We start from the raw sequence: 19973 nt of genomic DNA on the forward strand, positions 1-19973 counted from the left end.
TGTGTCTATCAACCACCACGGAGCTTCGACATGCCTGAACCACGCTCGCCACGTCTTGCTGTTTTAATCGATGCTGACAATGCCTCCGCGAAGATCGTTGACGGCCTGTTCGAGGAAATAGCCAAGATCGGCGAAGCGAGCGTCCGGCGCATCTATGGCGACTTCGCCAATGCGCGCTCGAAGGCATGGATCGACGTCCTCGCAAGACACGCGATCATCCCTCAACAACAGTTTGCCTACACCACGGGCAAGAACGCGTCCGACATCACGCTTGTTATCGATGCGATGGACTTGCTCCATAGCGGCCGTTTCGACGGCTTCTGCCTGGTGTCATCCGATAGCGATTTCACGCGTCTCGCCTCACGCATCCGCGAACAAGGGATCGATGTCTTCGGCTTCGGGGAACAAAAGACTCCGGAGAGCTTCCGCCAGGCATGCCGTCGGTTTATCTATACGGAAAATCTGGCGCCTTCAGTCGTGTCGAACGGAGCGGACGCCGCGCAGGCTGTGTCATCATTACGGCCGCCTAGCGCTGCAATACCGATCATCAAAAGAGTAATCGCGGAGATGGAGACCGAGGATGGATGGATCCTGCTTAACGTAGTTGGAAAGCAACTTGCCAATCTGGCCTCTGACTTCGATCCACGGACGTTCGGATTCAAGAAGCTGGGCGATCTGGTCAAGAAGACGAACGCCTTCGAGGTCGATCATGCCGAAGGCCGTCCCTTTCGCATCCGCCTGAAAGCTGCGCCAACAAAAAGCAGCGTGAAGCCGGCAACCTAGCGCATCGGCGGATAACGCGAGATTGGACGAACTTTCATTGACAAATTCGCGTTCAAGCCGTGCTTCCCAAAAAAATTTCAATTCCAAATTTCCAAATACGCGCGTACATTGAACATGGGGACTGCAGTATCCGTGCGTTGAGGGGTCGGGGAAATGTGCTGGAATACATCATCAGCATTCACGCCTGTCGGGTTTGCTTTGCGAGGTCCGAAATCGCGCAAGATCGTGTGGACATTGGGCGACGCGGCCCGTCTGCTGATGAACGACTGGCCTTGCGACGACGGCGAGGAATATATGGCCGCCGTCAAAGCCTGCGTCGACGCCATCACCGGCAAGATTGCCCCGGAACAATTCCGCGAAGTGCTTCTGCGTGCGGCCGATGAGGCGGGTATCCGTACTCTATCGCTGGTTCCGCAGGGAATGGGTGAGCGGCGGCCGGGCGTTTCCCCGACGATGCGAATATAGGCTTTCCTTCAAGGCGGATCCGCTTTCATCAGGTTTCCGCCAAGAGCTGTCATTGGGCTCGGTGTGAAGGAACGACTGGTTTGGGGCCGGTTTCTATCAGTCCGTTTCCGGGTGTCGAGGATAAAAAGCCGACATCGTGCCTAACTGCGTACGGCTTGGCGCCCCATCTCGGTCATCACGCGAACGGTTGCTCCCTCTGGAAACGGGCATGCCTTCGTCGGTAATCGCCTCCCGGTTTTGGAGATCTTCACATCCCAGCGTCCCAAGGCAATTTTCATATTGTTCGAGCTTGCCTGCATCCTAGTGCATGCGCATAGCACCCATGCCGTTGGCATGATCGCAAGGCTACAGGTCAGCAAACGACCATCCTCGTTGTTCTGTGAGTGTTGTTCTATCCTGCTGCGAGATGCGGTCGCGGTGCATCGCTATACAGACCAGTTGCCGCGCCCTAGTAGTCGCCACATACATCTTTTTCATAAAGGAAGCCCGGATGGATGCGTGAGTGGCCGCATGGGCCGGGTCGAATATTGGTCGCTCCAACGCCGGATTGATCAAGAAGGGCAGCATCTCTTTTACGTCAAAGAGAGCCCCGAATTTGGTTTCGAGGACGAGGGTGGCGTCGTGGGTTTCCCCTTTGACGCCGTGGATGGTGGAAACCTCCATCGGGATACCGCTTGGACCTAGATACACGTTGCCGGGCAACACGGCTTCACCCAGCAATTCCGGCGCGTGGTCCCCATAGGCGAGATATTCGGCAATGGCGACATTGCCAATATCGACATCGCAAATCTCGCAGAGGGTTTGCGCAATTTCTGGCCATTCGGCCGCCGTGAGCGCGGGGCGAAGCAAAAAATCTGCCATCAGAGCATCGATCAGCGGCGTCTTCTCCGAGACATCAAAGTAGCGCCTCAAGTTTGCGCGCGTGATCGGCACGGCGGCTCCAGATCGTCCCATGACAGTCTTACCGCCCAAGCGCAGAAGCTCCACCAATCCTTGCCTCAGGTGCTGGTAGTGAGAGTGAACCGGCCCTTCTTTCAAATCCACAACGCGCCGAACGCATTCGCAGAAGGTATCTGGAGTCCTCCCCCGATTCACTTGGTTCCGATCGAATGCCTGCCAGTAAGATTGTATGCTGAGTGCTCCGCCTTCGGCACGCCCGCCAACTGCTTTAACGATCCTTCGCTCGGCTTCTGGAAGTCCGGCGAGTATCGTGCCGAACTGATCCAGCACTGATCCGATCGTGTCATTGCCATAGAGAATGAATGTACAGGCTGGAGTATTCGCGGATGCGGGGCGGCCGCCCGTCAAAGCAATCCGCCTTGTGCTGAGCCCGCAGAATTTGTCAGCTATGGTTGCGGTGAACCGGCTGCTGTCCGGGATGGGTGCGAGGTCTATAGCCGCGTTGAATGTTTCGTTTGGCGGCTCGCCCGCCATGCCGTCGAAAATCGCCTGATCGGGATCGCCAATCTTCTGTAGTGTGCACTCTGCAGCATCGCCAAACAGATGGTTGATCAACTCGTCCTGGAATCTCTGCGTGTCCTGCATCTCGTCGATCATTACGAGGGGGAAGCGCTGTCGCAGGGCATCGATGATAGATGGATAGGCTGAGATCAGCTCCCTTGCGAGCGCGTACATCTCGGAGAAGAAAAAATAGCCATTCAGCAAAGCCTGATTTTTTACAGAGATCATATTCTGGTAGGAGGCGGTATGGGCGCCTGGCGATCCGGGCACGTCGATGAATAGCTGGTCTTGAGCCCATTTTAGGCGCAATCCGAAAGTGCTGGCGTTCCTGTTCTCCAGATATATGCGCGTGCCGGGGGTCAGGCGGCGATGCATGTAGGCCGCCGCAGTCGAGTCATCTATCTGCCGGATTGGGTAGCCTTTGGAGCGGCAGGCCGGCAGCGCCAGAAACGTTTGTACGAAGTCTTGGATCGTCCCGATGAAGTGTGGATAGCAGAGCAGCGATCTCGCGGCAGTATCGATGCCGACGCGTTTTAGAATCTCGTCCTTTGCCACATTCGTATGGGTCATGACACATAATCCGCGATGGCGCGAGCGCCATTTGCGGGCAAGGAGAACCAACTTCAAGCCGATGAGTGTCGTTTTGCCGGCACCGGGGCAGGCATGGACATGGTGGTGCTCCCGAATGGCCGCGCGCCTTGCCTCGTCAAGAGTCAGCGCTTGAGCCATAGATGTGGCATGGACTTCCTGAAGAAGCGCGTCAATGTCGGCATCGTCTACGACAGGTATCGGCATTAGCAGGCCCCTATGCTGCTGCCGCAGGGGCTTCGCGCCCCGTCGCATAATCTATAGCTCGCAGGATATAGACCGGCAGCGCCGCCCGAAATGCGGCTCTCCGTTCTGCGGTTTGCGCCTGGTCAGCTTGTAGTCTCGCGTCGGCTTGCTCGGGCGTTTCATTCTCGAAGGCGGGCGAGACAATCGGACCGAACTTTTCCACCAGAACGCTTGAGAGCGCGTAGGCCAGCTTCGTCTTCGCACCGGATTGCGTGGCAATGTCCTTGTAGATGGCAACCGCCCGCAATTCCGGATCGGCCGGCAACTCGTAGTAGCCGTCGAGTGTGCCTTTCAGCGCCTGATACACTTCCGCTGCCAATCCAGCCCGCAAAAGCGCGTACTCGAACGTCCAATAGTCCGATATTTCCACCCGCACATTCTGCCCGGCAAGTGATTTGCGGTTCGCTATCCAATTCAATCGGCGTGGCGCATCACCCGCGTAGTGGCTTTCCCAGTATTGTTGGTTGCCGGGCTTTGCTTCCTGAAAGCCGTAAATGTTGCCTTCCGCGATGCGAGCGGGTTCGGGCCACAGATCAAGATCGCGCAGGCAAACCACGCGCGTGCCAAGCCATGCAGCGCTATTCGCTGGATCGTCCATTCCCGCCCTTTGGAAGATGCGGGCGAAGGGCGCAAACGCGATGCTGCCGACGTTGATGACAGATACGCCAAAATCCTCGAACGGCGTTCCGAGAAGGTCGGCAAATGTCGAAAGGAGGATGTTCTCACCATCGCCCTCGACAATGATGACGCCCTTGGCGAAGAAGAGGTTGGATTTTGTTACATCCAGAAATTTCTCCAGATGCACATAGTTTTGCGCATCTAGCCGTGTTTCATCAATGCGCAGGGAAAACGCCTTGCCCTCCGCCATTATGATGACATTTTCAAGCGGCGCTTTCGACGCCAGGTTCGGGCTGTGAGTTGTAAGGATGCTCTGCAATGAGGAATTCTGTCCACCGAAGCCCTCTCTGAGCGCCCGCAGAAATTTCATTTGAAGCTGCGGATGGAGATGCGCTTCCGGCTCCTCGATCAGCAGAAGCGGGAAATCATGCTGTTCCTGCTCAAGAAGCAGGAGCTCCGTCGCCATGAACAGCAGATTGCTGTAACCGAGGCCCTGATAGCGTTCGTGTGAATCGATGAGTAGTTGCAGGCGTTCCAGGATTGCCCGGAACATCTGTCTGCGCTCGGTAGCATCAAGTTGCGCGAGATCGGTTCCGCCCATGATGCTGATCAGAGGGCTCAAGGGTTTTGTACGAAAATCAAGCCTGCGAAGCTGCTCTTCAATGCGTTCGCGTGTTGCACTCACTCCATCATTTTCAAGGATCGCCGCATTGGCCGCTACGATCGTCGTCAGCAGGTTTTCGATGACGGCAGGTTCTCCGAACCGTTCGGAGGAGAGGAGAATTTGCGCCAAGCGCGATCCGCGACCGCCCATCAGTTCAGCATCCGCATCGCGCAGGGGGCGGAGGTATGTGGTCGCAAGAAAATCTCTCGCGGCTCGTTCTACTGACGGGCCTTCTGCATTCGCACCGGACCGCAGTTCAGTCTGGATCTGCCGGGCACCGCGTATGAGATGTGTTGTCAGTTCCGCCTGATAGTTGAGATACAGGACCGAGCGCCGGTTGTCGGTGCCTTGGATCGTTTCATGAGTCAGATGCTCAACGAATGCTGCAGCCTGCCGGGCGGTGATATCCTCGAACTTCAACTGGATGGAGAACGATGTAGCACCGCGACTGAAATCGCGGTCCTGAATCCGTATCCACTCCCCGGAATTCACGGAAAGCGCATAGCGCAGGGCATCAACAAGGGCTGTCTTCCCGCTATTGTTCTCGCCCACGATCAAGTTAATGCCAGGGTTCAAACGCACCCTGAAATCCGTAAGGGCGCGAAAATTCTTTATTGAAACGTCAGATAAATACATTTTGATTCCCCCAGGCCAATACTAGGTCCAGAGGGTTGGAAAATGCAATCGGAGGTTTTGAGATGCGGCCGAAGCACTGCCTCTCCGACCGCGCAAGGCCCGGCCGAACTTCGTATGATGGTCTTCCAGTCGTCCGGCTCGGTCAGATAGGAGCCGAGTACCGGCTCCTTGCCCACTACGGTGCGAGGCGTCCCGCAGATCGCCTCTCAGCCCTCCGTTTTCAGCTTGCCGCCGACCGCCCAGGAATCTTTGGCGATCTCGGTGATCAGGATTTCCAGCGATTCCGGCGGGCAGGCCAGGGTGTCGACGGCCGCCTTGGTCGCTTCGCGCACGAAGGCGCGTTTCTGCTCATCGGTGCGGCCGGGATGCATCTGCAGGTGAAGAATGGGCATGTTTTTTCTTTCGTCGGGTTGGTGCTGTCCGTCGCCTTTGCGCGGGCATGACGACCATGTTGTAAGTGCTCAGGTCGATAAATAAGCTCCCGGTATCGTCATTCGAAACCTTGAGGTAGGCAATCGTGGACAAGCTGGCCGGCATGGCGATGTTCGTCAGGGTTATCGACAATGGCAGTTTCGCGGCCGCCGCGGAGATCGCGCAGGTGTCGCCGGCCATGGTTGCCAAGCACATCAAGACGATCGAGACCCGGCTCGGGGCCAAGCTGATCCATCGCACCACGCGGCGGCATCAGCTGAGGAGGTCGGCCAGCTCTATTACGAGCGCTGCAAGCGCGTGCTTGCCGAAGTGGCGCTGGCCGAGGCTTCGGCAAGCGAGCTGCAATCGGCGCCGCGCGGCCGACTTCGGCTGGTGGCGCCCGTCAGCTTCGGCACGCAAGTCCTGGTGCCGGCGTTGATCGAGTATCAGAACGCCGATCCCGAGGTCAGCATCGAGCTGTCGCTCGACAACAATGTCCATGATCTCGTCGGCGAGGGGTTCGAGCTCGGCATCCACATCGGCCCGCTCTCAGACAGCAGCCTCGTCGCCCGCCCGCTCACGCCCTATAGGCGCATTCTCGCGGCCGCGCCGGATTATCTTGCCCGCCATGGCCGGCCGGCCTTGCCGGAGGATCTGACGACCCATCTCTGCCTCGGCCATTCCTATTGGCGCATGAATGACCGCTGGCACCTGGTCGGGCCGGGCGGCGAAATGCTTGACGTGCCGATCGCCGGAAAATTCTCCACCAATCAGGGCGCGGCGCTGCGCATGGCAGCGCTCAGTGGCGCCGGAATCGTGCTTCAGCCGGAACTGCTGCTGGCCGCCGATATCGCCGAAGGACGGCTCGAACAGGTGCTGCCGGAATGGTCCTACAGGCCTGTGCCGATGTTCCTCGTCTACGCCCCGAACCGCCGCCCCACAGCGATGCTGCGGACTGTGATCGATTTCCTGGTCGAACGGTTCGGCTAAGCCGATCGATGTCGACATAACGATGGGCGTGTCGGCTGATCGTCCGCGCGGTGAGACCCTTCTCATCGGATTGAAGGCCGTGATAAAAGCGCTCATGGGCATCAGGAACTATTTGATCGAAGGCAGTTCGGGCACTGGAAAAACGTCTGTCGCTTCCGAACTGGAGCGGCGGGGCTACCATGTTGTCCATGGCGACCGCGTCCTGGCATATGTGGGTGACCCCGAGACAGGCCGGGCCCTCGCGGGACCACCCGAAGGCGCCGATCGCCTTGTCTGGGGATACGCGCATTGGATCTGGCCTGCCGAAAAGGTCCGGGCCATTGCTGCCGACACCACCCACCCTGTTACCTTCTTCTGTGGCGGCTCGCGCAATTTCCACAAATTCCTGCACCTGTTCGATAAGGTTTTCGTGCTCGACATCGACGTCGAGACTTTGAACCGACGATTGGATGGGCGGCCCGATGAGCCGGGCTTCGAGCCGGCCGAGCGGGCTCTGGTGCTCCGTTACCACAAGACCCGGGAATATCTTCCCGTCGGTATCACTATCAATACGGCGGGTAGCGTTACCGGTGTCGCCGACGATATCCTCGCTCAACTCACCTGACGTCCTCCGCCTGAACGCTGATCAGCGGCATCTCCCTTTGTTCCCACCGCCAGCTTTCGAAGCGACAAACGGTGTGTCGTCGTGGCTGTAATGAGGGCGCGAAGCTGCCGAGGCAGCTGTCGACCCGTGCCAGACAAACTTTTGCTGCCGCCGCCGCGGTGTATGATCTCGAGTGACCGGTCTTCGGCAGGGAATGTTCGGGGACACTTGCGCTACCTGCGCGAGTAGGTTATACACTGAACCATATGGTTCAGTATGATAGTCCTCCCCTCGATCTCTCGTTCGCGGCGCTGTCCGATGCGACCCGCCGCGGGATCATCGACCAGCTTGGGCGAGGGGAGGCGTCGATCACCGGTCTCGCGGATCAGTTCCAGATGACGCTGACCGGCATGAAGAAGCACGTCCAAGTTCTCGAGCGGGCGGGGCTCGTCGTCACGCAGAAGGTCGGACGGGTGAGAACCTGCAAGCTTGGGAAACGCGGCCTCGAGGCGGAGGCCGAGTGGATCGAGGCGCATCGCAGGCTGTTCGAGGCCCGCTTCGAAGCGTTGGACGAAATCATCAGCGAAATGAAACGGGAGGGAAGCGATGACTGAGCAAGTTGACAGCGCAGGTGGCGCGCAGATCCGCACGTCGGTCGAGCGCAGAGGGGATCGCGAACTCGTGATAACCAGGACATTCGATGCGCCGCCGAGCACGGTTTACAAAGCGTGGAGCCAGCCCGAGCTGTTCCAGCGCTGGTGGGTGCCGAAATCAGCACCCGGCATTTCGCTCGTATCGTGCGAAATGGACGTCCGCACCGGCGGCAAATATCGGCTGGAATTCGGCGCCGGCGGTTCGGACACCATGGCCTTCTATGGCAAGTATCTCGAGGTGGTGCCGAACGAGCGCATCGTCTGGACCAACGACGAGGGCGAAGAGGGCGCGATCACCACCGTGACCTTCGAGGACCAGGGCGGGAGAACACTGCTGATTTTCCACGAAATCTATCCGTCCAAGGAAGCGCTTGAGGAAGCACTGCAGGGCTCGGCTGTCGCATTGCCGGAGCAGTTGGAACAGCTCGACGAATTGCTTTCCGGCCTGACCGAGTAGCGGACGGCCTTCAGACCGCCTTTGCCGCCATCCACGCAGGTTTGGAACGCAACTCGTCCTGTTTCATTACGGTGGAGTGGCAAGCAAGGGGAGTTATGGCAATGCTGATCCAGGGAATCTACGCCGCGCTCGCAACGGCAGACATGGATAAAGCGGAGAGGTTTTACACTCGGCTGTTTGACCGGAGGCCTGATGATCGCCCCATGGAGGCGTTGATCCAATGGCGCAACGTCGCCGGAGCGAACATTCAAATCTTCCTCGACAAGCAGAATGCCGGGTTCGGCAGGCTGACCATTGTGGTGCCGAAAATGGATGAAGCCCGCAGAGCGCTCGAAGAGATTGGCGTGACGCTCACAGGTGAATCCGAGGGCGACTACGGAAGGATTGCCCAGATCGCAGACCCGGACGGCAATCGCATCACCCTTGCGGAGCCGCCCTCTCGGCCGTTCGATACGCAGCGAAGATAGCGCCGCGGCTTGACCCTCTGGTTTGCCCGTGCCTAAGGTTCCCCATGGGCGAACCGGAAATTCCTCTCACAGGCGGCGCAGATTCGAATGTTGTCCGGGTCGGCGGCACTGTTCGGCGGGGTGGCCGCGCATGGTCTTCCGCCGTTCTCGAGCTGCTTCGCCACATTGACCGGCAAGGGTTTGAAGGGGCTCCGCGTGCGCTCGGCTTCGATGATCAGGGACGCGAATGTCTCACTTACATCGAAGGTGACGTTGGCTTGGGCCAGGGCTTCATCCCTGATCGACAGGGCCGCTTCGATGTCCGGCTTCCTGACTACGTCTGGAGCGACCGAGCCCTTGTCGAATTGGGGAAATTGCTGCGATCCTACCACGATGCTGCAGCAAGCTTTCCCTGGAATGAGCACAACTGGCGCCTTGAACCGCGGGAACCCGTCGAGACCATCTGTCACAATGATCTGTCACCGTGGAATACCGTCTTCCGAGCTGGGCTCCCTGTGGCGTTTATCGATTGGGATGCGGCAGCACCAGGACCGCGCTCTTGGGACCTCGGCTTCATTGCCTGGCGTTGGGTGCCCTTTTGGCGTGACGACAAATGCGAAGCGCATGGTTTGCCGAAAGGCGTCCGCGAGAAAGCACGGCGCTTCCAGCTGTTCCTCGGCGCTTACGGGATAGAGCCGGAGATTGAGATCATGCTGGCAGCCATCGAAAGGGTGCGGCAGATGCAGCAACATATGCGCAATCTCGCTGCATCCGGCTCTGCATGGGAAATGGAACTGAAACGCCGTGGCGTCCTTGATGAGGGAGCGCTCGAAGTGGCCTGGATGGAAGAACACGCAGGGGAATTGGTGCAGCGACCGGGTGGGTCGTCATAGCATCTAGATCAGACTGCGCGAGCAAGGCAACAGTCTTAAAGGCGGCACACCGCCTACGGTAACCAGCGATCAGTCGAACCGCTGTGCGGCAAGAAATAGATACACGTTGTGTATGCGCCTGTGGTATAGGCTGATCTCGAAGGAAAAGACCATGGCCAGCAAAAACGCGACCGATACCCACAAACACGCCGTCAATTTGAAGATTCGTGACGACATTCGCGGCCTGATCGACCGTGCAGCCAAGGCTCACGGGAAAACCCGCTCGGATTTCATGATCGACGCCGCGCGCCGCGCCGCCGAAGACGCGCTTCTCGATCAGACATTGCTGCAAGTCGATCCCGATAGCTATGAACGCTATCTGGCCGTCCTCGACCAGCCGCCCAGCGGGGAAGGTTTTGAGCGGCTGATGAATGCTCCCAAACCGTGGTAGCGGTGATGTTGTCACCTCCGGCGCTTCTCGGAGAAGCGCACGATCTCCAGCTATTCGACAGCGGGCACGATGGTCTCGATGAATGGCTGCGCCGCCGGGCGCGGGCCAATCAGGTCAGCGGCGCGTCGCGAACCTACGTGGTCTGCGAGGGCGAGCGTGTCATCGGTTACTATTGCCTGTCATCGGGGGCGCTCGCGGTCGCGGACGCGCCGGGAGCTGTCCGGCGCAATATGCCCGGCCCCGTTCCTATGGCAGTGCTCGGCCGTCTTGCTATCGATCGGCACAGGCAGGGAAAAGGCATTGGAGCTGCGCTGTTGCAAGACGCCGTTTTGCGCACCGGACAGGCTGCCCATATCGTGGGCATTCGTGGCCTTCTGGTTCACGCAATCTCCGACGAAGCCAAGGCCTTTTACGAGCATTATGGGTTCGTCGCGTCGCCGGCAAACCCTATGACCTTGGTGTTATCGTTGAAGCACCAAGCTTGATTGATTCCCAAAAAATTGCCCGATGCAATGAATATTGCGAATAGGCGTTTCTAACGCCCCGCCGCCCCCACGCGGTCTACTTGACGACGTTGACGTCGAAAGTCACGTCGCGAACGACGCCATCTCCATAGGACTCCCTGAACGTTGTTTTATCAGGGCCGACATACCCGGCTGCAGAGGTGTAGTAAACAACCGTGCCGGCGGTTTTCACCGCTGCGCATTTGGAAAACTTCTTCGAGTTCGCGAGTACATCTTCCGGTACGATTTCGAGTTTCCCATGAGCTGGCGGAGAAACTGTTCGAACGTTGGGACGGCTTGCTTGTGAGCAATCGGCTTTGAGGTGCCAGGCCTGCGCCAGTCGCGTCCGCTCGGCGCTGACTGCAGTAAGGCTCTTGTTCTCGGTGACGATGCCACCCGAGGTCGTCGTGCAACTCGCCAGTATTGGAAGAAGGAGAGCGGAAATTGCTGCAGTCGAAGTTCGCATGATTGGTTTCCTGTTGCTGATGAGTATGCGTATCGACGGCCCCTGAAAGCGTCAATTGCGTGAGGCATTGAGCCGCAGGAGCCAAGTCCCGCTGACGAGCTGCAGGCGCTCCGCATCGGTGAACTGTGCGGGCGACGGCAAGGGAACCTTTGGCAGGGGCGAAGTGTTGTGCTCGGCATGATTGCGGGAGGCATGACCGATGTACATCATTGTTGGCGGAACGGGGCGCGTCGGCTCAGCCGTGGCGAAGACGCTGCTCGCTGGGGGCGAAGCCGTCACCATCGTCACACGAAACGCTGAGAAGGCGGGCGCATGGCGACAGCGGGGCGCCGAGGTCGCGCTCGCCGATGTCCACGATGTCGCCTCGCTGCGCGAGGTGTTCCGTCACGGGAAGCGGGCCTTCCTGCTGAACCCGAACGCTGACATCTCGAGCGATACGGATCGGGAGGAGCGGGAGACCGTCCGTTGCCTTCTCGCGGCGATCGAAGGCTCGAGACTGGAGAAGGTGGTGGCGCAATCAACCATGGGCGCGCAGCCCGGCGAGCAATGCGGCGATCTCAACATCCTTTATGAACTGGAGGCCGGCCTGAGAAGTCAGCCGATTCCCGCCAGCATCATCCGCGCAGCCTATTATTACAGCAACTGGGATGCGATGGTGAGGCCCGTCACGAAGGACGGAGTATTGTCGACCATGCTCCCGGCCGACCTCACGCTCCCGATGGTCGCGCCGGAGGATCTCGGAAGGGTGGCTGCGCGGCTGCTGCAGGAGCCGATCGGCCGGATCGGCATACACCCCGTCGAAGGGCCGGAACGATACTCCCCCAATGACGTTGCCGCAGCCTTCGCCGCCGCCCTCGGCCGGACCGTTCGCGTCGACGTGATCCCGCGCGAAGCCTGGGAAGATGCATACCGCCGTTTGGGCTTCTCCGACGCGGCGGCTCGCTCCTATGCCCGAATGACGGCTCTCACCGTCGACGGCCCCGAATATCCCGAGGACGCAATTCGCGGATCGATCTCGCTCCAGACCTACATAGATGAGCTCGTTAGGGGCTCGTCCTAACGCGCGCCGTATGGGAGTTGTGCCGGGGCAGGCACCTCATTGTCAGGCGGCGGACCAGCCACCGTCCGCCAGCAGCTTCGCGCCGGTGATCAGCGCGCAGTCTGGCGGCTCCAGGGGACCGCTGAAGCCGCGATGGCCTTTTCATCGACCGCGATCGACCAGTTTGCGGATAGCGGTCTCAAAGGTCGTTGCGCCCTTGCGCGATCGGGCCTCGCCGCCTTCGAACTCGATCCAACCTTCGTTGAAGCCGTCAAGCATGCGCATACGGGGTCGGGGGTTCTGCATGCCCTGGTTCAAAAACAGCGCTTCCCATGTCTCCCTTGCAACCGGCTCGGCACGGATCGTCTTGCCGAGCACGGCAGAGAAGGCCTCCGCCATCTGCAGCGGCGTGATGCGGAAAGGACCCTCAAGCTCGACAATGCGTTTACCGGTCCAGTCCTCCTGCAGCATTTCAGCCGCAGTGGCGCCGACATCGCGCACGGAAACCATTGGCACGGGTTTGGTGACCGGCTGCAGAAAGCTTGGCATGATGCCGCTCTCCCTTGCCGGCGCGATGTCCCAGGCTGAATTCTCCATGAACCAACAGGCGCGCAGGAAGGCCACCGGCATCGGAAGTGTCGACATTGCCTGCTCGAAGAGGCCAAGCTGACTCAGCAGATTCTCCTGCTTTGCCTGAGCGCCGATCGTCGACAGGCAGACCACCTTTTTCGGTGATGCCTTGATGAGCGCCGCCTTCAGCGCTTCGATGATTACCTTTACCTCAGGAAAACCCGGCGCAGGATCGAAGCGTGGCGGCAGAAGCACGAAGACGCCCTCGGCGCCTTCGAAGGCCAGGGCGAGCGCCGGCGCGTCCGTCATGTCGGCAATGGCGATTTCCGCGCCGCAATCCCGCCAGGCGCCTGCTTTTTCCGCATTGCGCAGGACTGCACGGACAGGAAGGCCCTGATCCATCAATTCCGCGCCGACCACAGCGCCCACCTGACCTGTTATTCCAGTCACAGCAAACATTCTCGGACTCCTTTTGGCAGCGGCTTGCGCCGCGATGAAGGAAAGATGCGCCAAAGTCGCTTTTGACTGAATTGCCCTTTTGTCAGATAGTTCATGACAAAATGTCAGGAATTGGATGATGTTCGACGGACGATTGCTGAATGGCGTCAGCGTGTTGGCCGCCGTTGTTGAGAGCGGTAGTTTTGCGCGGGCGGGCGAGGCGCTGGGGCTGACAGCTTCCGGAGTCAGCCGGGCAGTGGCGCGACTTGAGAGCCGTATCGGCGTGCGCCTGCTCGAGCGGACGACCCGTTCCCTGAGGCTCACCGATGACGGTGCGCGTTTCTACGACCAGGTCGTGCCGCTACTCGGCGGCATCGAAGAGGCCGCTGCCGATGCGGCCGGGACGACGCAGACTGTGCGTGGGAGGCTGCGGATCAATGTCGATCCCTATTTTTCGCGGCTGATCCTCGGGCCGAATCTCGGCAATTTTCTCGACCGCTATCCCGATCTTCAGGTCGAGGTGGTGACAAGAAACGAGATCGGCGACCTTGTCGCCGACGGCATGGATGTGGCGGTGCGCTTCGGCGAAATCCCGGCGAAGAACTCGCTGATCGCCCGGCAGCTTTTTCGCACGAGGGTGATCACGGTTGCCGCGCCGTCCTATCTTGCACGGCACGGCACGCCGAACCTGCCTGCCGACCTGACCGATCATACCTGCATCCAATATCAGGACCCTTTGACGGGTAGGCCTTTCGAATGGGAGTTGCGGCGCGGAAAGAAGGTGGTGCCGATCGAAACTCGTGGCCGCGTCCTCGTCAATGATGCCGGCACGGCGCTTGCTGCCTGTCTCGCGGGGATCGGCATCGCCCAGGTCTTCTCGCTCGGCATGAAGCCCTATATCGACAGCGGCCAGTTGGTCGATCTCTATCCGGATTGGCCCGACGAGACCTTCCCGCTGCACTGCTTCTACACCTCCCGCCATCATGTGCCGGCCAAGGTTCGCGCCTTCATTGATTTTTGCGCCGAAATCGTCAGCTAGATGCCGCTGCCTGCGCGGGACGCCTTTTGTTTCAACACCAGCCTTTTGCAGAGTTACTGCCTCGGAGGTGAGGAAATCTCAGCCGCGATCGTTGTGACGTCTTCATGGGCCGCAATGCCGGTCGACAATTCCGCCCATGGACCGAGCCTAGGCGACAGGCGAATAAGCGGTCAAGGATACTCGCGCCTGCACATCGCTACTAGCGAGGGCAGCGCCTCGGGCTTTGAACTGGACAGTTCCTCAATGATATTGGCGAAGTTTTGCGTGGCCTTGCGGGCTTGCTCCCTTGTGCCGCCCACAGCGAGAACATTTGCCACGGCCTGTTCATATAAGACGTTCGATTTCGCCATGTATCGATCTGAAATTGCTTCGTCCCCAGTGTCGCTATATGCCTTTGCCAAGGCTCGGTAAAAAACTGCGCATACCATCGGTTTATCATCATAGGTCGGCTGCCGCTTCTGCTCAGCCGTACCGCAAAGCCAAATCAAGGAAATTGCTGCTGTCGATACCAGAAATGTAATCGCCCCCAAACACGGCACCCTTTTCTGAATACTGGTGTTCCCTGGTTGCGCTCCTATCATTGCGCAATTTCAAAATGGTAAGACAAATCACTACAAATTCTCTGATTGCAAGGCGCCGAGTAGCGATTTCAGCGGTGTATCGTTGCCGCGGTCGTCTAAGGGCAACGCCGTGTTATTGTAGGCCTCCAGGATCAACTCGGAAGCCTTTGCCAACTCGCATCTTCGGCGGGTTCAACGGCCGGCAAAAGCGCCGCATAAGTTACTGACGATGTGGCCTCGGTCTCAGGCGACGGACCATCCACCGTCCACCAGCAAGTTTGCGCCGGTGATCAGGCTCGCAGCCGGCGATGCCAGGAAGACGACGGCACCCACCACATCATCGGTTTCACCGATCCGGCCGAGGGGAATGTGATCGAGCGTCGCTTGGCGATTGGCGGGATCGGAGAGAAAGGGTGCCGTCCCATCCGTATGGATGAAAGTCGGCGACACGGTGTTGACGGTGACATTATAGCGTGCCCATTCGGCCGCAAGGCAGCGCGAGAGGTGATTGATGGCCGCCTTGCTCATGCAATAGATCGCCTCGCCGCGCAGCGCCACGGTGCCGGCCTGTGAGCTGATGCTGATGATCCGGCCGCCATTGCGCTTGATCATCTGACGCCCAACCGCCTGCGTCATCAGGAAGGTGCCCTTGATGTTGACATCGAGGATCTCGTCAAGGTCCTTCTCCTCGACGAGTTCCGCAAGATTGCCTGGAGCCACACCGACATTGTTGACGAGGACGTCGATCCGACCAAATGTCGTCAGGGCTGCGTCGACAGCCTGCGCGATATGGGCTTTGTTGGGAATGTCCAGTTCAACCGCGAGGACTTTTCGTCCCGCGCCCTCGAGCTCGGCAACCAGATCCGCCGACGCTGCGACATTGCGGACCCCCAGGACAATATCGGAACCTGCCGCGGCACAGGCAAGCGCGCAAGCTCGACCGATGCCACGGCTCGCGCCTGTTACCAAAGTCACTTTGCCCTCAAGGCTGAAGTCCGGCGCATTCCTCTGCATCGTGGTGCCTCCCTTGGGAAACCCAATTATGGCAGGGTCGGCCAGCGGATGCCAGATTTTGTGCGCGTGCTGAGGAGTGTCGCCTTGGGACGCAGAAGCACCCCAAGCAGACATGCCGCGCTGGCTGCGTGCTAGTTGCGGCGCTTCGATGGGTGTAGACTGCGGAGACGGTTGCATGTTCATGCAAGGCAACGATGATGGGCACCCCCGCGCTTGACCGAAAGCTGCTCGCGATCCTCGCGGCGGATATGGTTGGCTACTCCAAGGCGATGGAGGCCGATGAGGCCGGCACCATCAGGCGGCTGAAGGCCATCCGCGCCGAGCTGATCAATCCCACTATCTCTGAGCGCCATGGCACCATCATCAAGCTGATGGGCGACGGCGCGCTTGTCGCCTTCGACAGCGTGGTTGATGCGGTTGCCTGCGCCGCGGTGTTTCAGAATGCCGTGGCGGCGCGCAATGCCGCCCTGCCGGAGCCTGAGCGCATCATGTTCCGCGTCGGGATCAATCTGGGCGATGTGGCCTTGGTGGATGGCGATGTTTATGGCGATGGGGTGAATGTCGCCGCGCGGCTGGAGCATTTGGCCGAGCCGGGCGGCGTGGTGGTGTCGGGCACGGCATACGATCATCTCCAGGGCAAACTCGACTGGCCGCTCGATTTCGCCGGCGAGCGGCAGGTCAAGAACATCAGCCGCCCGGTGCGGATGTATCGGCTGAGGCTCGACGGCAAACGGGCACGCCGCCCGCTTCTCGCGATGATGCCGCGCTGGATCGGGACGACTGCAGCGGCGATCGTCGTTCTGGCGCTGGCAGGTGGCGGGGCCGCATGGTGGTTCCTCCCGCCGGAACCTTTGAGCGGCAAGCCGTCGGTAGCGGTGCTGCCCTTCGAAGATTATGGGGGCGACGAGGCGAGCGGGCGTCTGGCCGATGGCCTAACCGAGGACGTCATCACCGACCTCGCACGGTTTCCCGAATTCGAGGTGGTGGCGCGCAATTCGACGGAAGCTTACAAAGGAAAGCCGGTGGATGCCCGCCAGGTCGCAACTGCGCTCCACGTCGGCTTTGTCCTGGAAGGTTCGATCCAGCGGCAGAGTGGCCGGGTCCGGATCACAGCGCAGTTGATCGACGCAAAAACCGGCCGCCATCTTTGGTCGGAGAATTGGGACCGGCCGGCTGAGGACGTATTCGCCGTTCAGACCGAAATCGCAGAGCAGGTCGCCAACCGCCTCGGCGGCGGCGTGGGACTGATTCAGGAGGCCGGGCGGGCCGCAGCCAAACGCAAACGGCCCGAAAACCTGAATGCCTACGATTATTATCTGCTCGGGTCGGAGAAGATCGAAAAGATCACCAAAGCCGATGACGAGGAGGCCATCGCCTTTCTCAATCGCGCCGTGGAGTTGGACCCGGGGCTGGCGCGGGCCTGGGTAGAACTTTACCACGCTCATGATCTGATGAGAGTGTTCGGAGTCGATCCCGAGGGCAACCGCAAGGCGGGCGCCGATGTGGCCGAACGCGCGGTCCGGCTTGATCCGCGCGACGCTGAGGCCCACGTGGTGTTTGCCATGAGCCTTGCCAGCAGCGGCGACATGGGTCGCGCCAAGTCCGAATTCGACACGGCCCTTCGCCTGGCTCCCGGTTCGTCCGAAATCCTGACTTTTTACAGCGGCTATGCCGCACGCTTCAACGACCCGGAACGCGGTGCTCAAATGGTCGACAAGGTCATGCGGCTCGACCCGAACTATCCGATGTGGGCGTCCAACTTCTTCGCCCCTGCCTATTTCATGGCGGGGCGGTATGAGGACGCGGTGACGATGCTGGAGCGCATGACGGCCAACAACTACCAAAGGTGGACTTGGGTGATCCGCAGCAGCTCGCTTGCGGCCCTGGGTCGAACCGATGAGGCGCATGCTTCAGCTCTGGAAACTCTCAAGCAGCACCCTGAGGTGACCGTCGAGAGCATGATCAACGAACCCGGCCTCAGCACGGTGGAGCGCAATCGGTTCATAGAGACAATGCCGCTCGCCGGCTTCCCGGTATGCGCCAAGCCCGAGGCGCTGGCGAACCTCGTCAAACCTGTGCGACTGCCGGAATGCGACGCGGCGAAGGCGAAGCCTCCCGGGCAACCGTAAAACAGCCGTGCAACGCGGCCCTCCAAGAGAGCCTCATCCTGGGTGCCCCGCAGGGGCCTCGAAGGACGAGGCGGGTGTGCCGACATCAGGCCTCCGGTGAGAACGCACGGCACTTCCTCTTCATTATGAATAACAGAGTCCGATCCCCGGGCGTGCGAGTCTACTCACGTCCTAGCCCGAATTAACTAAGAAAATCACACAATTAGTAAGTTGATCTGTCGCCGCTCTGATTATAGTCTTTTTATCTTATGGGAAGCCATAAATCCTCCTCGGACTGCAGAGATCAGTCGGAAATGGAGGCTTTTGCTATGGTTTGAGTATCGCGCGTCGAAGCCGATAGCCGACCTCCAATGAGGAGAATCCTAACATCCGATTCAGCTCCCGCCGCGAGGCGGGGCGAGGATTTCGTAGTCGGTTGGCGACCAACGCCGGAGGGGAGCCAGCACATCTCCAGAAGGAACGCTCTGGCGCATGCCTGATGTTAGTGAACCCCGATCAAGGAGCATGTACCATGTCGAGACTTACGCTTTCGGTTTTCACCGCCCTCGCACTTCTGCTCGGTGGGCTTCAGTCGACGTTTGCTGCCAGCAGCAATTCACGGGACCAGACCACAACCATGGGCGAAAGCGGCAACCTGCCACCGAACGACAACGCAGGAAGCAGCAACGGCACCAAGGACACCTCAACAAACAAGGGCAACCCGGACAACACCAACTGCAACGACTGCGGTTCGACCGGGCCCGGCAACAAATGAGGTCAATCCGGGCGGCATCGCGCCGGACAAACGTAGCAAAGTCAAACCATTGGATGGCTAACTCTGCCGGAGCAGATTTTCGTCAGGCGAAAGGCGTGGCGAGGGCATACTCAAGGTGTCTCCGGCATTCAGGGGTTCCGCAGATTTGTCACCGAAGCTGCGGGCCGCTGATCGACCGGCCGGCTTGGCCGTAGGCGTGACTACGACGCGCGCTGGCCGGTCGACCCTCCGAGCCGTTTTGAAGAGTTTCGAACCGGCGCTCACCGCCGCGCCGGCGGCTTGGTGGCGGCGCGGCGCTGCAGCGCAAAACGCGCGGCCGAGCAGTTGACGTCGGGAACGAGATCGTAGGTCTGCTGGTAGAGGCTCTGCGCCAGCGTGTTGTTGCCGCGGTTTTCCGAGGCAAGGGCGGCGAGCGCCGTGCGCTTATAGGCCTCGACGATCGGCTCTGCCGCCTTTGCCAGCGCCGCATCGTCGGCGGGTTCGGTTGCCAGCGAAAGCGCGGCATAGGTAACATCGCCATCGCGGCCGACGCGGCCGCCGACGGCGCCGTTGAAAGTCTGCTCGGAGACCTGGCGCAGGCGCCTGGCGTTCTTGATGCATGTCGGGATGCGGGCGGCTTCGGCGTTGATGCGCTCCGCCGTCGGGCCGGCTTCCGTGCTGCCGCCGCCGGAGAGGATCACATAGCCGATGATGCCGACGACGGCGAGGTAGACGAGGCCCATGCCGGCGAGGAAGGCCGGCTGCTTGAAGAGCGGCTTTTTCGGCTTGCCGTCGTCTGCCTTGGCAGCCTCCTTTTTCGGCGCCTCCTTGGCCGGCGCCTTCTCCAGGAACTGGAACTCGACATCCTTGCCGAGCCGGAAGCTGTCGCCGGCTTTCAGCGAAGCCGTCTGCAGCAGCGCCTCGCCGCGCAGCATGATCGGGTTCAGCCCCATGCGGCGGATGATGAAGCCGCCGTCGCTCTGCTTTTCGATGCGCGCGTGGATCGGCGCCAGGAACGGATCGTCGACGACGATATCGGCATTGGCTGCCCGGCCGATCGACATTTCCGCCCGGTCGAGCACATGGCTGCGGCTCTGGCCGCCGGGGCCGGTCTGCAGAAGGCTGGGCTTGTTGCCGCGAAAGAAGGAAAAGACCATG

21 protein-coding genes and 1 pseudogene are annotated in these 19973 nt (G+C 60.0%); 14 read left to right on the plus strand and 8 right to left on the minus strand.

Going from position 1 to position 19973, the window contains the following annotated elements:
- The first annotated feature begins 30 nt into the window (after positions 1-30).
- A complete protein-coding gene (locus tag B5E41_RS27760) occupies positions 31-783 on the plus strand; it encodes an NYN domain-containing protein (RefSeq protein ID WP_088396912.1) in 753 nt (250 codons plus the stop codon).
- Between the two features lie 153 nt (positions 784-936).
- Positions 937-1248, plus strand: coding sequence for a DUF982 domain-containing protein (locus B5E41_RS27765; RefSeq protein ID WP_088396913.1), 312 nt, complete (start codon positions 937-939; stop codon positions 1246-1248).
- A gap of 345 nt (positions 1249-1593) precedes the next feature.
- Here B5E41_RS27765 and B5E41_RS27770 read toward each other — a convergent pair whose 3' ends face one another.
- From B5E41_RS27770 to B5E41_RS27780, 3 genes are all read right to left on the minus strand, one after another.
- A complete protein-coding gene (locus B5E41_RS27770) occupies positions 1594-3504 on the minus strand; it encodes a UvrD-helicase domain-containing protein (RefSeq protein WP_088396942.1) in 1911 nt (636 codons plus the stop codon).
- Between the two features lie 10 nt (positions 3505-3514).
- A complete protein-coding gene (locus B5E41_RS27775; protein WP_088396914.1) occupies positions 3515-5461 on the minus strand; it encodes an ATP-dependent nuclease in 1947 nt (648 codons plus the stop codon).
- A gap of 206 nt (positions 5462-5667) precedes the next feature.
- Positions 5668-5853: a 4-oxalocrotonate tautomerase gene (locus tag B5E41_RS27780; protein ID WP_088396915.1), complete on the minus strand. Its 186-nt coding sequence runs from the start codon at positions 5851-5853 to the stop codon at positions 5668-5670.
- Positions 5854-5978: 125 nt separating this feature from the next.
- On the opposite strand from B5E41_RS27780, the pseudogene B5E41_RS27785 reads away from it, so the two are divergent.
- The 8 genes and pseudogenes from B5E41_RS27785 to B5E41_RS27820 all read left to right on the plus strand — a co-directional run bounded on the left by B5E41_RS27785 (position 5979) and on the right by B5E41_RS27820 (position 10809).
- A pseudogene (locus B5E41_RS27785) lies at positions 5979-6862 on the plus strand (LysR substrate-binding domain-containing protein).
- A gap of 94 nt (positions 6863-6956) precedes the next feature.
- Positions 6957-7466, plus strand: coding sequence for a DEAD/DEAH box helicase family protein (locus B5E41_RS27790; RefSeq protein ID WP_088396943.1), 510 nt, complete (start codon positions 6957-6959; stop codon positions 7464-7466).
- Between the two features lie 245 nt (positions 7467-7711).
- On the plus strand, positions 7712-8059 hold the full coding sequence (locus B5E41_RS27795; RefSeq protein WP_088396916.1) for an ArsR/SmtB family transcription factor: 348 nt from the start codon (positions 7712-7714) through the stop codon (positions 8057-8059).
- Positions 8052-8555, plus strand: coding sequence for an SRPBCC family protein (locus B5E41_RS27800; RefSeq protein WP_088396917.1), 504 nt, complete (start codon positions 8052-8054; stop codon positions 8553-8555). The genes B5E41_RS27795 and B5E41_RS27800 overlap by 8 nt, the downstream gene beginning before the upstream one ends.
- 101 nt (positions 8556-8656) lie before the next feature.
- Positions 8657-9022, plus strand: a complete 366-nt coding sequence (locus B5E41_RS27805) for a VOC family protein (RefSeq protein ID WP_088396944.1) — start codon at positions 8657-8659, stop codon at positions 9020-9022.
- A gap of 44 nt (positions 9023-9066) precedes the next feature.
- Complete coding sequence (locus B5E41_RS27810) at positions 9067-9894, plus strand: aminoglycoside phosphotransferase family protein (protein WP_088396918.1); 828 nt, start codon at positions 9067-9069, stop codon at positions 9892-9894.
- A 151-nt stretch (positions 9895-10045) separates the two neighbouring features.
- Positions 10046-10324, plus strand: a complete 279-nt coding sequence (locus B5E41_RS27815) for a type II toxin-antitoxin system TacA family antitoxin (RefSeq protein WP_088396919.1) — start codon at positions 10046-10048, stop codon at positions 10322-10324.
- A gap of 5 nt (positions 10325-10329) precedes the next feature.
- Positions 10330-10809 carry a GNAT family N-acetyltransferase gene (locus tag B5E41_RS27820; protein WP_088396945.1) on the plus strand — a complete coding sequence of 160 codons (480 nt, stop codon included), beginning with the start codon at positions 10330-10332 and terminating at the stop codon, positions 10807-10809.
- Between the two features lie 76 nt (positions 10810-10885).
- Here the strand turns inward: B5E41_RS27820 and B5E41_RS27825 are convergent, their stop codons facing one another.
- A complete protein-coding gene (locus tag B5E41_RS27825; protein ID WP_088396920.1) occupies positions 10886-11293 on the minus strand; it encodes a hypothetical protein in 408 nt (135 codons plus the stop codon).
- Positions 11294-11492: 199 nt separating this feature from the next.
- On the opposite strand from B5E41_RS27825, the gene B5E41_RS27830 reads away from it, so the two are divergent.
- On the plus strand, positions 11493-12353 hold the full coding sequence (locus tag B5E41_RS27830) for an NmrA family NAD(P)-binding protein (protein WP_088396921.1): 861 nt from the start codon (positions 11493-11495) through the stop codon (positions 12351-12353).
- A 141-nt stretch (positions 12354-12494) separates the two neighbouring features.
- Here the strand turns inward: B5E41_RS27830 and B5E41_RS27835 are convergent, their stop codons facing one another.
- Positions 12495-13361: an NmrA family NAD(P)-binding protein gene (locus B5E41_RS27835; protein ID WP_088396946.1), complete on the minus strand. Its 867-nt coding sequence runs from the start codon at positions 13359-13361 to the stop codon at positions 12495-12497.
- A 118-nt stretch (positions 13362-13479) separates the two neighbouring features.
- On the opposite strand from B5E41_RS27835, the gene B5E41_RS27840 reads away from it, so the two are divergent.
- Complete coding sequence (locus tag B5E41_RS27840; protein ID WP_088396947.1) at positions 13480-14379, plus strand: LysR family transcriptional regulator; 900 nt, start codon at positions 13480-13482, stop codon at positions 14377-14379.
- A gap of 170 nt (positions 14380-14549) precedes the next feature.
- Here B5E41_RS27840 and B5E41_RS27845 read toward each other — a convergent pair whose 3' ends face one another.
- Together B5E41_RS27845 and B5E41_RS27850 are read right to left on the minus strand one after the other, a co-directional pair.
- Positions 14550-14909: a hypothetical protein gene (locus B5E41_RS27845; protein ID WP_141098816.1), complete on the minus strand. Its 360-nt coding sequence runs from the start codon at positions 14907-14909 to the stop codon at positions 14550-14552.
- A 273-nt stretch (positions 14910-15182) separates the two neighbouring features.
- Positions 15183-15953: an SDR family NAD(P)-dependent oxidoreductase gene (locus B5E41_RS27850; protein ID WP_088396923.1), complete on the minus strand. Its 771-nt coding sequence runs from the start codon at positions 15951-15953 to the stop codon at positions 15183-15185.
- Between the two features lie 197 nt (positions 15954-16150).
- On the opposite strand from B5E41_RS27850, the gene B5E41_RS27855 reads away from it, so the two are divergent.
- A complete protein-coding gene (locus B5E41_RS27855) occupies positions 16151-18082 on the plus strand; it encodes an adenylate/guanylate cyclase domain-containing protein (RefSeq protein ID WP_088396924.1) in 1932 nt (643 codons plus the stop codon).
- A 511-nt stretch (positions 18083-18593) separates the two neighbouring features.
- Positions 18594-18836 (plus strand): hypothetical protein, encoded by a 243-nt coding sequence (locus B5E41_RS27860; protein WP_085861527.1) that lies wholly within the window; start codon positions 18594-18596, stop codon positions 18834-18836.
- Positions 18837-19096: 260 nt separating this feature from the next.
- On the opposite strand, the gene B5E41_RS27865 is transcribed toward B5E41_RS27860, so the two are convergent.
- Positions 19097-19972 carry an FHA domain-containing protein gene (locus B5E41_RS27865; RefSeq protein ID WP_088396925.1) on the minus strand — a complete coding sequence of 292 codons (876 nt, stop codon included), beginning with the start codon at positions 19970-19972 and terminating at the stop codon, positions 19097-19099.
- Position 19973 lies beyond the last annotated feature (1 nt).

The organism is Rhizobium esperanzae (assembly GCF_002204185.1).
GTDB lineage: Bacteria > Pseudomonadota > Alphaproteobacteria > Rhizobiales > Rhizobiaceae > Rhizobium > Rhizobium esperanzae.

Coding starts and splice junctions, on each gene's coding strand:
- B5E41_RS27850 (WP_088396923.1), bottom strand. CDS start 15,953: ATGCAGAGGAATGCGCCGGACTTCAGCCTTGAGGGCAAAGTGACTTTG.
- B5E41_RS27810 (WP_088396918.1), top strand. CDS start 9,067: ATGGGCGAACCGGAAATTCCTCTCACAGGCGGCGCAGATTCGAATGTT.
- B5E41_RS27820 (WP_088396945.1), top strand. CDS start 10,330: ATGTTGTCACCTCCGGCGCTTCTCGGAGAAGCGCACGATCTCCAGCTA.
- B5E41_RS27865 (WP_088396925.1), bottom strand. CDS start 19,972: ATGGTCTTTTCCTTCTTTCGCGGCAACAAGCCCAGCCTTCTGCAGACC.
- B5E41_RS27795 (WP_088396916.1), top strand. CDS start 7,712: ATGGTTCAGTATGATAGTCCTCCCCTCGATCTCTCGTTCGCGGCGCTG.
- B5E41_RS27805 (WP_088396944.1), top strand. CDS start 8,657: ATGCTGATCCAGGGAATCTACGCCGCGCTCGCAACGGCAGACATGGAT.
- B5E41_RS27835 (WP_088396946.1), bottom strand. CDS start 13,361: ATGTTTGCTGTGACTGGAATAACAGGTCAGGTGGGCGCTGTGGTCGGC.
- B5E41_RS27855 (WP_088396924.1), top strand. CDS start 16,151: ATGGGCACCCCCGCGCTTGACCGAAAGCTGCTCGCGATCCTCGCGGCG.
- B5E41_RS27800 (WP_088396917.1), top strand. CDS start 8,052: ATGACTGAGCAAGTTGACAGCGCAGGTGGCGCGCAGATCCGCACGTCG.
- B5E41_RS27840 (WP_088396947.1), top strand. CDS start 13,480: ATGTTCGACGGACGATTGCTGAATGGCGTCAGCGTGTTGGCCGCCGTT.
- B5E41_RS27825 (WP_088396920.1), bottom strand. CDS start 11,293: ATGCGAACTTCGACTGCAGCAATTTCCGCTCTCCTTCTTCCAATACTG.
- B5E41_RS27860 (WP_085861527.1), top strand. CDS start 18,594: ATGTCGAGACTTACGCTTTCGGTTTTCACCGCCCTCGCACTTCTGCTC.
- B5E41_RS27780 (WP_088396915.1), bottom strand. CDS start 5,853: ATGCCCATTCTTCACCTGCAGATGCATCCCGGCCGCACCGATGAGCAG.
- B5E41_RS27760 (WP_088396912.1), top strand. CDS start 31: ATGCCTGAACCACGCTCGCCACGTCTTGCTGTTTTAATCGATGCTGAC.
- B5E41_RS27775 (WP_088396914.1), bottom strand. CDS start 5,461: ATGTATTTATCTGACGTTTCAATAAAGAATTTTCGCGCCCTTACGGAT.
- B5E41_RS27815 (WP_088396919.1), top strand. CDS start 10,046: ATGGCCAGCAAAAACGCGACCGATACCCACAAACACGCCGTCAATTTG.
- B5E41_RS27770 (WP_088396942.1), bottom strand. CDS start 3,504: ATGCCGATACCTGTCGTAGACGATGCCGACATTGACGCGCTTCTTCAG.
- B5E41_RS27830 (WP_088396921.1), top strand. CDS start 11,493: ATGTACATCATTGTTGGCGGAACGGGGCGCGTCGGCTCAGCCGTGGCG.
- B5E41_RS27765 (WP_088396913.1), top strand. CDS start 937: ATGTGCTGGAATACATCATCAGCATTCACGCCTGTCGGGTTTGCTTTG.
- B5E41_RS27790 (WP_088396943.1), top strand. CDS start 6,957: ATGGGCATCAGGAACTATTTGATCGAAGGCAGTTCGGGCACTGGAAAA.